The sequence below is a fragment of the Desulfovibrio piger ATCC 29098 genome (genome assembly GCF_000156375.1).
GTDB lineage: Bacteria > Desulfobacterota > Desulfovibrionia > Desulfovibrionales > Desulfovibrionaceae > Desulfovibrio > Desulfovibrio piger.
The window spans coordinates 81740-95505 of the sequence record NZ_DS996360.1; the positions used below are offsets into that span (position 1 = coordinate 81740).

General features: G+C 67.3%; 11 protein-coding genes and 1 pseudogene. 3 read left to right on the plus strand and 9 right to left on the minus strand.

What is annotated here, in order from left to right:
* Positions 1-681, minus strand: coding sequence for a helix-turn-helix transcriptional regulator (locus DESPIG_RS11105; RefSeq protein ID WP_006008718.1), 681 nt, complete (start codon positions 679-681; stop codon positions 1-3).
* Positions 682-734: 53 nt separating this feature from the next.
* Entirely contained in the window at positions 735-1856 is a 1122-nt protein-coding gene (locus tag DESPIG_RS11110) for an elongator complex protein 3 (protein WP_081446886.1), read from the minus strand.
* A 133-nt stretch (positions 1857-1989) separates the two neighbouring features.
* Here DESPIG_RS11110 and DESPIG_RS11115 point away from each other — a divergent pair, with 133 nt between their 5' ends.
* From DESPIG_RS11115 to DESPIG_RS11125, 3 genes are all read left to right on the plus strand, one after another.
* Positions 1990-2277, plus strand: coding sequence for an integration host factor subunit alpha (locus DESPIG_RS11115; protein WP_006008722.1), 288 nt, complete (start codon positions 1990-1992; stop codon positions 2275-2277).
* 95 nt (positions 2278-2372) lie between these two features.
* Positions 2373-3863 (plus strand): MBOAT family O-acyltransferase, encoded by a 1491-nt coding sequence (locus tag DESPIG_RS11120; protein ID WP_006008724.1) that lies wholly within the window; start codon positions 2373-2375, stop codon positions 3861-3863.
* A gap of 11 nt (positions 3864-3874) precedes the next feature.
* Positions 3875-5092, plus strand: coding sequence for a hypothetical protein (locus DESPIG_RS11125; protein ID WP_040370015.1), 1218 nt, complete (start codon positions 3875-3877; stop codon positions 5090-5092).
* Positions 5093-5524: 432 nt separating this feature from the next.
* Here the strand turns inward: DESPIG_RS11125 and DESPIG_RS11135 are convergent, their stop codons facing one another.
* From DESPIG_RS11135 to DESPIG_RS11175, 7 genes and pseudogenes are all read right to left on the minus strand, one after another.
* On the minus strand, positions 5525-5758 hold the full coding sequence (locus tag DESPIG_RS11135; protein WP_006008730.1) for a SlyX family protein: 234 nt from the start codon (positions 5756-5758) through the stop codon (positions 5525-5527).
* Positions 5759-6630: 872 nt separating this feature from the next.
* Positions 6631-8783 (minus strand): annotated as a pseudogene (locus tag DESPIG_RS14500) (YgiQ family radical SAM protein); the annotation flags it as partial.
* Between the two features lie 374 nt (positions 8784-9157).
* Positions 9158-9514, minus strand: a complete 357-nt coding sequence (locus DESPIG_RS11150; protein WP_006008735.1) for an EF-hand domain-containing protein — start codon at positions 9512-9514, stop codon at positions 9158-9160.
* 280 nt (positions 9515-9794) lie between these two features.
* Positions 9795-10190 carry a hypothetical protein gene (locus DESPIG_RS11160; protein ID WP_006008739.1) on the minus strand — a complete coding sequence of 132 codons (396 nt, stop codon included), beginning with the start codon at positions 10188-10190 and terminating at the stop codon, positions 9795-9797.
* A gap of 84 nt (positions 10191-10274) precedes the next feature.
* Positions 10275-11540, minus strand: a complete 1266-nt coding sequence (locus DESPIG_RS11165) for a phenylacetate--CoA ligase family protein (protein ID WP_006008741.1) — start codon at positions 11538-11540, stop codon at positions 10275-10277.
* A 97-nt stretch (positions 11541-11637) separates the two neighbouring features.
* The gene (locus DESPIG_RS11170) at positions 11638-12279 is read right to left on the minus strand and encodes a hypothetical protein (RefSeq protein ID WP_006008744.1); all 642 of its coding nucleotides are present in this window, start codon (positions 12277-12279) and stop codon (positions 11638-11640) included.
* On the minus strand, positions 12276-13643 hold the full coding sequence (locus DESPIG_RS11175; protein WP_006008746.1) for a chloride channel protein: 1368 nt from the start codon (positions 13641-13643) through the stop codon (positions 12276-12278). The genes DESPIG_RS11170 and DESPIG_RS11175 overlap by 4 nt, the downstream gene beginning before the upstream one ends.
* Positions 13644-13766: the final 123 nt, after the last annotated feature.

Here is a 13766-nt window from a genome sequence, read left to right on the forward strand (position 1 = left end):
CTAGCCATTATCCTTTTTGATCTGGCGCATGTAATTGTACACCGTATAGATGGAGACCTGCATCTCCTTGGCCACGTGCTGGACCACGCCCTTGATGAGGAAGGCGCCCTCTTCGTCGAGGATGCGGATGAAGTCCTTTTTTTCCTCGCGGTTCATGAGGGAGGGATGCTTGCCGGCACGCCGGATGGCCGCCTCGAGGATGGCAAGGCTGGTATCGCCGGTGCAGGCGGCAAAGGTCTCGCTGGCATCGCGTTCCAGCGGATCCACGTGCAGCAGGGGGTGCATCACGGCCTGGAAGTGCAGCAGGTCGGAAAGGTCGATGTTCATGCAAAAGGCGCCGATGACCCGGCCGTCGGCCCTGCGCAGGAACGAGGTGGAGGACTTGAGGGATTTGCCGCCCGGCGTGGACGAGGGATAGCCTACGATGTCCGCCACGCTGTCGCCCTGCTGGCGCCAGGCCTTGACCACGATGTTGGTGATGGGGGCGCCCAGTTTGCGCCCGGTGAGGCTGCCCTCCAGATGGACGAGGGAATGGTCGAGATCCCGGAAATCGTGGATGGCGACTTCGCACAGCGGTCCCAGGGTCCGTTGCAGCATGCGGGCCTGCCGGATGGCATTGGCAAAGATGGCGCGTTCTTCTTCACTGAGCGGCGGCAGGGACCCGGAAGGGGCGGCGGACATGGTCACCTCATGGTCGGATGCGGACGGTGCCGCAGGTTGGAGGAAATACGGGATCAGGCCTCAAGGTGCAGGCAGGCGGCCTGCCCTGCTGTCCAGACGAGATTGCGGCGCGTGATGCCCAGGGCCGCCCAGGCCTTGCCCAGCTCGTCGCCCGGCCCGCGGAAGAACCCCTGGCAGGCGCGCGGCAGGTACAGGGCCCGTGCCCGGGGCGATGCGCCGGGGGCTTTTTCGTTCGCCAGCAGGGCGTCCAGCAGGGCCGCGGCCCGTATCTCGCTTGGGGCGGCATCGTCCCCCCGCGCCCGCAGCAGGCAGGCACAGACATGCAGCCACAAGGCCCGGCCCAGCACGCGCCCGCCCAGGTTCCTGTCGGCGGGCCCGGCCAGCAGGGCCGCCTCCATGCCGGGTTCGGGAGCAAGGCCCATGCGGATGACGGGCACTCCGGCGCGACGGGCGTACAGCCAGCCACGTGCCAGCAGGGAGAGGGTCTGCGGCAGGGGCCAGGGCGTGTAGAGGCCCTGTTGCCAGCGGCGGGCCAGTTCCGTGCCCGCCAGTACCAGACAGGGATAGAAGCGCAGCATGTCCGCCCCAAGGGACAGGGCCCGGCGCACGTCGGCCAAAAAGTCTTCCGGCTGGTGGCCCGGCATGCCGGGCAGCAGCTGCACGCCCAGGGCAAGGCCCGCGTCACGCACCAGGCGGCAGGCTTCGGCGGCCTGCCGGCCGCTGTAATGGCGTTCGCTGGCCTGCAGGGCCGTGTCGGAAAAACTCTGGATGCCCAGTTCCACCGTGCGGCAGCCGTGGCGGCGCAGGCGCGCCAGCAGGGCCGCATCCAGGCGGTCGGGGCGGGTGGAGCAGCGGAAACGGGTGATGCAGCCGTCACGGAGGAGGCTGTCGGCCATGTCCAGGCAGGCATCCAAATCGCGGGGAGCCAGGGCCGTGAAGGTCCCGCCGTAAAAGGCCAGCTCTACCGGCGGCCTGCCCTGTGCCCGCCGGGCACGCAGATCGTTGGCCGCGCGGGCCAGTATCTCGTCCAAAGGACTGGCCTGCTGACCTGTCTGGTCATGTTGGGAACAGAAGACACAGCGACGGGGACAGCCGAAAAACGGGATGAAAACGCTGAAGACCGGGACTGCCCTTGCAGGAGTCTCCCACAAAAAAGTAAGCGAAACACGAGACATGGCAGAAAGCGAGCAGTAGCAAGGCTTGGCAGGCTTCGCGCAGAGACAAAAATCTTGCCGGAAATGCAAGTTGAGTATATCCTACAAAAAAGTTGTGCATATGTGAAGCGTGCCTGTGGCATAAGGATTGGACATGAAGAAAACATTGACCAAAGCTGACATCGTCGAGCGGATCTACGAGAGTACAGACAAAAATCGGGTTGACGTGAAGAATGTGGTCGAAAAACTGCTGGAGATCATGAAGAGCGCCATAAAAAAGGACAATGCTCTTCTGATCAGTGGGTTCGGCAAGTTTGAGGCCTACGACAAAGCGTCGCGCAAGGGCCGCAATCCGCAAACGGATGAAGCTATCACCCTGCCGCCGCGCAAGGTCGTCGTCTTCCGTCTGTCCCGCAAGTTCAGAGCTGAGCTCAATTCCTGATATCGCGCGGCATTCGGGACGATCCAACGTATCAGTCTCCTCGTTTTCTCCCGGGGTGGCCGTCTTGAGATGTGCCGCGCCGGGAGATTCTTTTTATGCTTTTCGCTTCCTTCCCCTTCCTGTTCCTCTTCCTGCCCATCCTCGTCTGGCTGTGGAAACTGACTGCCGGAGAAGACAAGACCAGATTGTCCGTGCTCCTGCTGGGGGCCTCGCTGCTTTTTGGGGCCTGCCAGGGGCTGGAGGCCCTGCTGCTCTTGCTGGGCATGACCGTGATCAACTATCTGTTCGGCCTGCTGCTGGCCGATGAGGGGCACCGCCGCCGTCGGCTGGGCCGTCGCGGTTTGCTGCTCCTGGCCGTGCTGCTCAACGTGCTGGTCTGGTGCCGGTTCCGCCACCTGCCGGCTCTGTCGGCCTGGCTGGCACAATGGCAGGACATCCTGCCCGTTTTGGCGCCCGCGGCCATGCCCGCGGGCTTCTCCTTTGCCGTGCTCATCCAGCTGGCCTGGCTGCTGGGCGTATACCAGCGCCGCATCCGGCCCGAGGGCATCGTGCGGCAGGCCGTGTTCGCCACCTGCTTTCCCTATGCCCTGTCCGGCCCGCTGGTCCGCTATGAGGAGATGGGCCCGCAGCTGGATGCCCTGGAGGTGCCCCAGGCTGAGGATCTGGCGCGGGGCCTGGGGCTGATGGTACTGGGCCTGGCCAAGAAGGTGCTGCTGGCCGACAGTCTGGCCCCGGCGGCTGACGCCGTGTTCCACGCCGCCGCCCAGGGCCTGCCCCTGAGCACGGCCGAGGCCTGGCTGGGGGCCCTGAGTTATACCTTCCAGATCTATTTCGATTTTTCCGGCTATACGGACATGGCCGTGGGGGCCGCCCTCATGCTGGGCCTGCGCCTGCCGGAAAACTTTGCCGCGCCCTACAAGGCCACGGGCATCGTGGATTTCTGGCGCCGCTGGCACATGACCCTGGGCCGCTGGCTGCATGACTGCCTGTATCTGCCCCTGGGCGGCAGCCGTCACGGCCGGGTGCGGCAGTACGCCAATTTGCTGCTGACCATGCTGGTCTGCGGCGTCTGGCACGGTGCCGGGCTGACCTTCCTCCTCTGGGGGGCCCTGCACGGCCTGCTCCTGCTGGTCAACCATGCCTTCCGGCATCTGCTGCGCGGCAGCCTGGCCGAACGCGTGCTGGCCCTGCCGCCCCTGCGGGCCCTGTGCGTGCTGGTGACCTTCCTGTGCCTGACCATCGCCTGGGTGCTGTTCCGCGCCGGGGATACGGGCACGGCCCTGCATGTCTGGCAGAGCATGTTCCTCTGGAGCGACGGCCATCCCTTGCCCCTGCAACAGGGACTGGAGGCCCTGCTGCCCGGCGGCCTGCTGGAGCCCCGGCTGTTGCTGCCGCTGCTGGCCGTCTGCGCCGTCATCGTCTGGGCCCTGCCCTGCAGCCAGCATGTGATGCTGGGCCGTGTCGACGGCAGCCGCCCTTGGCTGCACTGGCAGCCGAACCTGCTCTGGGCCGTGGCTTTGGCCCTGCCGGCGCTGGCCTCCCTGCTGCTGATGCAGGGCCATGCCTTCCTTTCTTTCCGCTTTTGACGGAGGCCCTCATGTCCGAGACAGTGCATCCGGCCCCTGACGGCTGGCTGAAACGTTTTTTTCTTTCTCTGGTGATCCTGGCCCTGCTGGCGGGGCTGCTGCTGGTCCCCTGGGCCGTCTGCTGGCTGACGGCCAGCGGTGAGCTGGATCAGGAAGAAGTCGTGGCACGGCAGGCACAGGGGGAGTTCGTCCTGTTCGGGCCGGGTCTGACGCAGGACATCATGGCCTACAAACTGGCCCTGTATGCCGCCGTGAAGCCTGAGGTGGTGGTGCTGGGCTCGTCGCGGGCGGGGAACGTGCGCGGGGTCTTTTTCGAACGCCCCTTCGTGAACATGGCCGGGGCCGCCACGGATCTGGAGAGCCTGCGGCTGCTGGTGGACAGGATGCTGGCCGTCCACCGTCCCAAAGTGGTGCTGCTGGGGCTGGACTTCTGGTGGCTGATGGCGGGCGCTCCGGCGGGACATCCCGATCAGGCCGGGCGGCCTTCGCTGCTGGATGCGGACACTCTGCGGGCTCCCTGGCGCTGGCTGGCGCAGGGGCGCATAGCCCCGGCGGATATAATGGCCCCCCTGCAAGGCCGTCTGCGTGCCGACCGCTACGGTCTGGAGGCCCAGCTCCGGGACACGGGCTACGGGCCGGACGGCTCGCTCTATGAGGGCGCGATACTGGACGGCCGCCTGCCTGCGCCGGACCATGCCTTTGCCCGCACCCTGCGCGAGCTGGAAAGCGGTAGCGGTGCCTGGGCCGGGAGCCTTGCGCCGGACAGGGCACGTCTGGAAGTTTTTGCCGAGATCTGCTGCCGCCTGCGGTCGCGCGGCATCCGCACCATTGTCTTCCTGCCGCCCCTGGCCACGCCCGTGCTGGGTGCCCTTGCCGACAGGAACGGCGGCGATGCCGGCTGGCTGTCCGCCCTGCGGCAGGGCCTGCTGGACTGCGGCGTGGAGAGCATGGATTTTTCGGATCCCCGCGTCTACGGCTCCGGTGATTGCGAGATGATGGACGGCCTGCACGGCGGGGACGTCATCGGTGCCAGCCTGGTGCGCGACATGGGCGACCGGCAGCCCTGGCTGCGAGACATGCTGCACCGGGAGTATCTGAGCCATGTGCTGCGCGAGCGGCGCGGCCTGGCGGCCGTGCCTGACGAGCGCCTGACCGCCAGGCCCGAAACGGATTTTCTGGGCCTGCACTGCGCCAAGAAGCGCCGCGGCGAGGCCACGTCCCGCTTCTAGGGACGCAGGAGGACAGGCAGGAGACAGAGGGGAAGCGTCGAATGGCCGCGCGGTCCTGCCGCCCGCCACTGGCCGCCAGGCCTGGAGAGAGGCGGCAGGGGAGCTTGTGGGCCTTTATCCGTATCTTCCTGTACCGCAACAGCAAAAGCCGCGCCATGGCAGCGCGGCTTTTTACTTTTCGTGATCAGGAGCTGGCAGGGGGCCGTCCCGGCGTCGCTCATGCCGTGCAGCCGCCTGGTCTCCGTTTCCCCGGGCAGCCGGGGGGCGGGAAGGCGGGCACAGGCTGAGGGGAGACGATGCCCGGCATGGACCCGTATAAAAGTTTTGGGAAGGGAGCGGGGGAGCGCGAGGGGGAGAGGGAGAACCGTTTTTCAAAACGGTTTCCCTCTCCCCCTCGCCTATGTCCGCTTGATTGCCTGTCGCCCGGTCCGATCAGTAACGCTCGGGCATGTAGTGGGGCGGCAGATCGTTGACCGGGGCACCGTTGCCGGTCTGCCCCAGCTGGTCGCGCAGGTTGCGGGCCAGCTCCATGGTCTCGGCCAGACGGTGTTCCAGCGTGTCGATCTGCTGTTGCTGGGCCGTCAGGGCCTCGTTGAGTTCGCGGAGGCGTTCTTCCTGAAAATAGGCCAGCTCTTCCAGCCGGATGATGCGTTCTTCCTGATCCATGAGCTCTCCTCGGCGTCCTGCGCCGGTGTCGGGCCGATGCGCCCTGCTTGCCTGCCCGTCCGCCAGCGGCGGCAAGGGCCGCGGGCGCTATGCGCGTCCATCCATGTTTCCGGGCGATACCCTCGCGGGTACCGCCCGTTTTTTTATTCTTCGTCGTCGTTCAGCGCCGGGCCGTCAAAGCCCCTGTCCCGGCGTCGGGCGCCGAAGGCGGGCTTGCCGTCCCTGCGGAACGTGTTTTTGCGGAAGGGCTTGTCCGCATCCTGCCGGAAACCGGGCTTGCGGAAACCATCACGTTCGGGGCGGCGGAAGTCGCGCCGGGGCGCACCGTCCTGCTCGTCATCGAAGCGGGGGAAGGGCGCACGGCGTTTCTGTCCGTCCTGGCCTTCGTTGCCGTCGCGGTCGTGGAAGTTCCGGGGACGGAAGCCGTCCTTGCGGAAAGACCGGCCGTCGTCGTCACGGCGCGGGCGGAAGGGCCGCCCTCCTTCTTCTCCATCACGATCCACGAAGCGGTCGCCATGGGGACGGAAGGGACGTTCGTTTTGACCATCCCTGCGGAAGGCGGGCCGGGCCTTCGGGGCCTCGTCACCGTCACGGGCGGCATCGGGGAAGGGACGGGGCCGGAAGGGCTTGTCCGCATCCTGCCGGAAACCGGGCTTGCGGAAACCGTCGCGGTCGGGACGGCGGAAGTCACGGCGGGGAGCCTCGTCCTGTTCGTCATCGAAGCGGGCAAAGGGGCGGGGACGCTTCCAGGCGTCCTGGCCTTCGTCGCCGTCACGGTCGTGGAAGTTCCGGGGACGGAAGCCGTCCTTGCGGAAAGGCCGGCCGTCGTCATCACGGCGCGGGCGGAAGGGACGTTCTCCCTGACCATCCCTGCGGAAGGCGGGCCGGGCCTGCGGGGCTTCGTCACCGTCACGGGCGGCATCGGGGAAGGGGCGGGGCCGGAAGGGCTTGTCCGCATCCTGCCGGAAACCGGGCTTGCGGAAACCGTCGCGGTCGGGACGGCGGAAGTCACGGCGGGGAGCCTCGTCCTGTTCGTCATCGAAGCGGGCAAAGGGCGGCTTGCGGTCTTCCCGGAAGTCGCGGCGGCCTTCGTGCCGGGGGGCCAGGCCGTCGGCGCTGCGGCGTTCGTCGCGCCAGCGCTCGGTGGTGTTTTCCCAGCGGGGCTCACGGCGGTGACCTTCGCCCGCATCCTCCGCATCGGCATGGCCGCCGCGTTCGGGCATACGGCCGAAATCGGGCATCAGGATGCGGTGCTGGCGCAGGCGGTCGGCATCGCTGCGGGCCACATAGATCTCTTCGCCGTCCTCGTTGCGGCCGCAGTAATACATGGCCGTGGCGATGCTGCCCGGCGTGGGGATGAAGCACTGGGTCTGCTGCGGGCTCCAGTGGCGTTCCTGCAGCCAGCGGGCCAGCTCGTGCATGTCCTCGTCCGTGCAGCCGGGGAAGGCGCTCATCATGTAGGGCACCACATACTGCTCGCGCCCGGCCAGACGGCTCTGTTCCACGAAGCTCTGGAGGAAGGCCTCGAAAACTTCCATGCCCGGCTTGCGCATCAGGTCCAGTACGCGGGCGGCGCAGTGTTCCGGGGCCACCTTGAGCTGGCCGCCGGTGAATTCGCCGGTATAGGCCGCCAGGGCCTCAGGATCGTTGAGGGCCAGGTCGGCGCGCACGCCGCTGGCCACGCGCACCTGCCGCACGCCGGGCAGGGCCGCCACCTCGCGCAGCAGGCCCACATGCTGCATCTGCGGGGTGATGAAGGACTTGCAGACCGTGGGGTAACAGCAGCTGCTGCGGCGGCAGCGGGACGAAGGCCGCGCGCCGGGCTCCGCCTTGGCGGACGTGGCGTCGTCCAGGGCGCAGTGGGCCTGCCACATATTGGCCGTGGGGCCGCCCACGTCGGAGATGGCCACCTGGCCGCGACGGGACTGGGCCACCAGCTTGCGGGCCTCGGCCAGGATGGATTCCTGGCTGCGGGAGCTGATACGGCGCCCCTGATGCAGGGCCAGCGAGCAGAAGGAGCAGCCGCCGCCACAGCCGCGATGGCTGGTGATGCTGGTGCGCAGCATCTCGTCGGCCGGGATGGGCTCGCGATAGCGGGGATGGGCCGCGCGGGCGTAGGGCAGGGAGTAGATCTTGTCCATCTCTTCCGTGGTCAGGGGCCGGGCCGGAGGCGCCAGCACCAGGGCCCGGTCGCCCACCATCTGCTGGGCCCAGGCGTTCTGGCGGTGCACCTGCTGTTCCAGCATCTGGGTCAGGCGCAGCAGTTCCGTGGCCTCGGCCTGCACGGCCTCGTGCGAGGGCAGCTGCATGCGCGGCAGGTCGAGCCATTCCTCGGGCAGATCCACGGGGACGTTGTTCTCGTCCACCTTGGCCAGCCAGGCCGTACCGTCGATGCCGTGCAGGCTCTTGCCTTCGGCCAGACGGCGGGCGCATTCCAGCATGGCCAGCTCGCCCATGCCGTAGATGAGCAGGTCGGCCTTGGCATCCAGCAGGATGGAGCGGCGCAGGCTGTCGGTCCAAAAATCATAATGGGTGGTGCGGCGCAGCGAGGCCTCGATGCCGCCCAGGATCACCGGCAGACCGGGGAAGGCCTGACGGGCCAGGTTGGCATAGACCAGACAGGCGCGGTTGGGACGCGCACCGGCCTTGCCGCCGGGGGTGTAGGCATCGTCGTGGCGCTTTTTGCGGAAGGCCGTGTAGTGGGCCAGCATGGAGTCCAGCGCGCCGGCGCTGACGCCCACGAAAAGCCGGGGACGGCCCATGACCAGCAGGTCGTCGGGCGACTGCCAGCGGGGCTGGGCCACGATGCCCACGCGGAAGCCGTGGGCCACCAGCCAGCGGCCCAGCAGCACGGGCCCGAAGGCCGGGTGGTCCACATAGGCATCGCCGTTGACCAGCAGCACGTCCAGTTCCTTCCAGCCTAGGGCCTGCATCTCGGCGCGGCTCATGGGCAGGAAGCGGGGCTGGCCGTCCACCCACGGATCCTGGAACGCCTCGTTGCGCTGCCGGGAGCCGGGGCGGGCATCGCGGCGGTCTGCGGGACGCCCGGCACGGGGAAAGTCCCCGGCAGGACGGCGCCCGTCACGGGGGCGGTCTTCACGGCGGGGACGGTCGTCCCGGGAAGGAAATTCGTTACGTTCCCCGCGCTGGAAGCGGGGACGGTCGGCAGGCTGCGTGCCGGTGAGCGGACGCGGGCGGAAAGGACGGGGCGCGGCGTCGGTGGTGCTGATGTCGGTATCGGCGGGCGCGGGTCGGCGCCGGGGCTTGGGGAAGAAGGGCATGGTTTTCCTTTGGCGGCCTTAGGGCGCCACACGGATGGGGTGAAAGGTCGAAAGGGCGGCACCGCGGTGCCGTGAAGGGGGAGCGCCCGGCAGGGACGCAGGGACGCTCCCCTGACGGTTACTTGGAAGGCGGCGTGACCAGCGGCATGGCCTTGGGCGCGGCCTCGCCGGCGGGAGCCATCTGGGCGTCGGGGTGGCCGGCGCGGCCCATGGCGTGGCTCTTGCTGAAGCCCTGCCATTCCTCATGGCTGATGGCGCCGTCCTTGTTCTTGTCGATGGCGGCAAAGGCGCCGTCCTGCATCTGGGGGAAGAACTTCTTGAATTCTTCCTTGCTGACGCTGCCGTCCTTGTTGGCGTCCATCATGGGGAACTTGTCCACAGGGGCCTTGCCTTCGCCCATGCCGGGCATGGCCAGGGCGGGAGCGGCGCAGAGCATGGCGGCGCAGAGCAGGCCGCCCAGGATACGTTTGTTCATGGTAACTCCTTGGTCGGTTCAGGGTGCGGCCACGCCGGTCATCCATGGCCGGGAGGCCTTCACCAGAGGGAAGAAGGCGGCCTTGCCGCGCCCTTCCCGAAATCTTCCGTCGGGAGACCTCCGGGGCAGCGCCGGGAGACCGGCATCAGGGGAAGGCCGGAGCGCCGCCGGGATCATCATCCTTCCGGCCAAAGCGCGCTGGGGGAAGGATGGAGCGGGGAAGGCGGGCCCCTTGCGCGCGGGCCGGGGCGCCCTCCTGCCCCCTGAAAAAAACTGTCCGCTAGTCCTGCGGGTGCAGGGTATAGTGTTCGCCTTCGTCACGCAGGCGCCGGATGAAGACCTGCAGGTCGTCGGGCTGGCCGGGCTTGTGGTCTTCGGGATAGAGCAGGGCGGACATATAGAAGATGGAGCCGATGCGCAGCGCGTTGCGGGCGCTGGCCGAAAAGCGGTGCAGACGGTGCCCGGCCTGGTCCTGGAGCTGTTCGGGCAGCTCTTCGAGATAGGCCTCGCCTTCCTCTTCCAGAGAGGCCAGCAGGCGGGCCTTCTCCTGCATGCGGGCCGTATAGGCGGGCATATCGTCCATGACGGCCAGGGCCGCCTGTTCGGCCTGCATGACGCGGGCGTGCATCTCTTCCAGCCAGGCCACCAGACGGGCCAGTTGCGGCGACATTTCCATGACGAGCCTCCTTGCGGGACAGCCGGGCAGCGACCGGCACAGGGCAAAAAGGCCCGGCGCAGGGGCCGGGCCTCCATGACGGGGTTAATCCCAGTGACGCTTGTCCTCGATGGGACGGATCTGCGGGGGCAGGCTGCCCGGCGCCAGGATCTTGAGCTCGGGACGCAGCTTGATCTTTTCGCGGAACTGGTGGAGCAGCTCTTCCTCGCGCTTGAAGCCGCTGGTCTCGATGAACAGGGTCATCTCGTCGATGCCGCCGGGGTTGGTGACTTCGATCTGCCAGCGCTTCACTTCTTCGAAGCGGCTCATGACCTGTTCCACCTGATGCGGGTAGACGAACATGCCCATGATGCGGGCGGTGGTGTCCACGCGGCCCACGATGTTGCCCAGGCGCGGGCTGGTACGGCCGCAGGCGCAGGGGCTGCGGTCGATGTACGACAGGTCGCCCGTGGCCAGACGGATGAGCGGATAGGTCTTGTTGAAGGCCGTGACCACGATCTCGCCCACTTCGCCGTCCTTCAGCGGGATGCCGGTATCGGGATGGCAGATCTCCACGTAGCAGCGGTTGGCGATGTGCAGGCCGGTCTTGTGGAAGCATTCGTAGCCGATGCAGCCCACGTCGGCGGTGCCGTAGCCCTGGCGCATGATGAGGTCGTACTTCTTTTCCATCTGGGAGCGCATCTTTTCGGACAGGCGCTCACCGGTGACGAAGGCCACTTCGAGGAAGAGGTCCTTGCGCAGGTTCAGGCCCTTTTCCTCGGCCTTCTGGGCCAGGTGCATGAGGAAGCTGGGCGTGCCCACATAGCCGGAGACGCGCAGCTTCTGCATGATGTCCAGCTGGGTGGAGGCATCGGTGGGACCGGCGGGGATGACCGCACAGCCCAGTTTGCGCAGGGGCTCTTCGAACATCAGGCCGGCCGGGGTCAGCTGATAGTTGAAGGTGTTCTGCACGGCATCACCGGGACGGAAGCCCACGGAATAGAAGGCTTCGGTGTAGCCCCAGTAGTCTTCGCCGCGGTCTTCGGGGTCGAAGATGGGTCCGGGGGAGAGGAAGATGCGCTTCAGGTCCCCGATGTCCTTGGTCAGCAGACCGCCCAGACGCGGGCCCATGGACTGCAGGAAGATGAGTTCCTTTTTCTTGAGGATGGGGATGTGCTTGATATCGGACAGGGTCTTGAACTTCTCCACGTTGAACTGCGCACGGTCGAAGCGTTTCTTGACGTCTTCGGAGTAGCGGTAGGCGTAGGAGAGCAGGTCCTTGAGCTGGATCAGGCAATATTGACGGCGTTCGCTTTCGTCGAGCACTTCACGGCGGCTGTAGATGCCTTCGGTACGGTCTTTACGAGTCATACGGCCTCGCCTTGTAGAATTTTATTTGGGACAGTTGTTTACGCAACCTGAACCATATTTGCAAGCACTATTTTATTTTTACAATTATATCAAAATGTTACTTGTAGTTTTTCGGTGTATCCGCCTTTGCCGCACCAGCGGGGCGCGCCGCCTCTTCCAGGCCTACGGCCGTGAGCCCGTGGAGCACGAGGGCCCCGGGATCGCGGCGGCAGTACTGGTGCAGGGGGCTCTCGCCGCTGTCGAACAGGGCGAAGATGCGGTCGAGGCGCCGCTGGTCCTGCAGGGGGACCTCCAGACCGGCCCGCCCCAGGGCATGGCCCGCGAGCCAGAGGGAAAGGGCCAGCTGCTGCTCGTTGCCCGTGATGGGGCGCGTGGCCGGGGCGTACCAGCCGGCGCAGCTCACGGCGGGCAGCATCCTGCCCCTGTCGGCGTGTTGGCGGCGCCAGGCCAGGATGACGTCGGCCAGCTTGTCTTCACGATGGGTGGGGCACCAGGCCTCCAGATGATCCAGCAGGGCGTCGGTCCCGGCCTTGCCGAGACGCACCTGCTGTGTGCGGGCGGCGGCCCAGCCGTCCAGCATCAGCACGGGCGTGAGGGCGTTCTCGTTGCTGTCCAGATAGGTGGCGCATGTCCAGGGCGCGGCCACGGGCGTGTAGCCGGCTTTGTCGGGGACATTGCGGGACGTGCAGGCCGCAAGGCAGCACAGCAGCAGGACGAGGCAGGGAAGCAGGCGGGTCATGGTCTCTCCTCGGTGGGGGAAGCGGCGGCCCGGCGCCGACGGCGCTGTTCCAGGATACGTTCCTTGAGACTGTCGTAAACAGGCGTCGAATGCAAGGCATTGGCCGTGAAGGCCGCGGCGAAGGCGGCCAGCAGCACGGCCGGGGCCAGATGGAAGCCGCCGCACATCTCCATGACCAGGGCGGCTCCGGTGAGGGGCGTGCGCACGGAGGCGGAGAACAGGCCCGCCATGCCCAGCACCAGCAGGGTGGCCGTCTGTTCCGGGGCCACCAGCCCGGCATCGCGCAGGGGCGCGGCCAGCAGGGCGCCGGCCATGCTGCCCGCCAGCAGGATGGGCATGAGGATGCCGCCGGAAACGCCCGAGGCGAAGCTCACGCAGGAAAAGGCGATCTTGCCCGCCAGCAGCAGGGCCAGGGCAAGGGCGGGCAGGCGCAGGTGCTCCAGTTGCAGGGTGGTCAGGCCCATGTTGCCCGTGATCTCCGGCCAGACGAGGAGCAGCACGCCGCAGCAGATGAAGGGGAAGACGATGCGCACGGGCCCGGGCAGCCAGCGGGCCCTGTCCTGCCAGAGCAGCAGACGGATCATGCCCGCATTGTACACGGCCCCCAGCAGGCCGCAGGCCATGCCGGCCAGCAGGGGCAGCCAGTACTGGCTCCAGTGCAGGCCGGGCAACCGGGCGAAGGGGAAGACCAGGCCGAAGTCCAGCACCACGTCCACCATGAACCAGGCGGACAGGGCCGAAAGGCCGGTGAAGAGCAGCATGGGCAGGGTGAGCGGGGTCTTCATCTCCTCGAAGGCGAAGAACATGCCGGCCACGGGCGCGCCGAAGGCGGCGGTCATGCCCGCCACGCCGCCGCCCACCAGATAGCGGGGCCGGTTGGCGCGGCAGCGGTCGTGCCACATATAGCCCACGCCCGCGCCCACGGTGGCGCCCATCATGATGCAGGGGCCCTCGCGCCCTACGGAAAGACCGGCACTGAGCGCGGCCAGCGTGGCCACGAACTTGCACCAGAGCACCCGCGCCCAGCGCATGGGCGGCAGCTTTCCGGCCGCGATGAGCTCCACCTGCGGGATGCCGCTGCCGCCGATGAGGGGCTCATAACGCAGGAGCAGCCCGGCCGTCAGGGCCATGAGCAGCAGCCCGGCGGCCATCAGGGCCAGCGAGAGTGGTGCGAAGGGATCCTGCCCGGCCACATGGGCGCGGACGGCGCCGTTGATGATGGTATAGAGCCAGCGGAACAGGCCGATGACCCCGCCGGAGACGAGGCCCGTGAGCAGGGCCTGGGCCATGAGCGTCCAGGCGCCCTGGCTGCGCAGGGCAGCGGATTCCAGGATGAAGGGAGGCAGAGAGGGGCGGAAGGCCATGGGGATCCTGTGGGATGAAGGGGCGGGGACAGGGCGCACAAAAAAACGATGTGCCTGCAACAGCCTGAAAATATAGGGATACTGCCTGTCCTGACGGGAACAGTATGGAGGCTGGACAAAAAA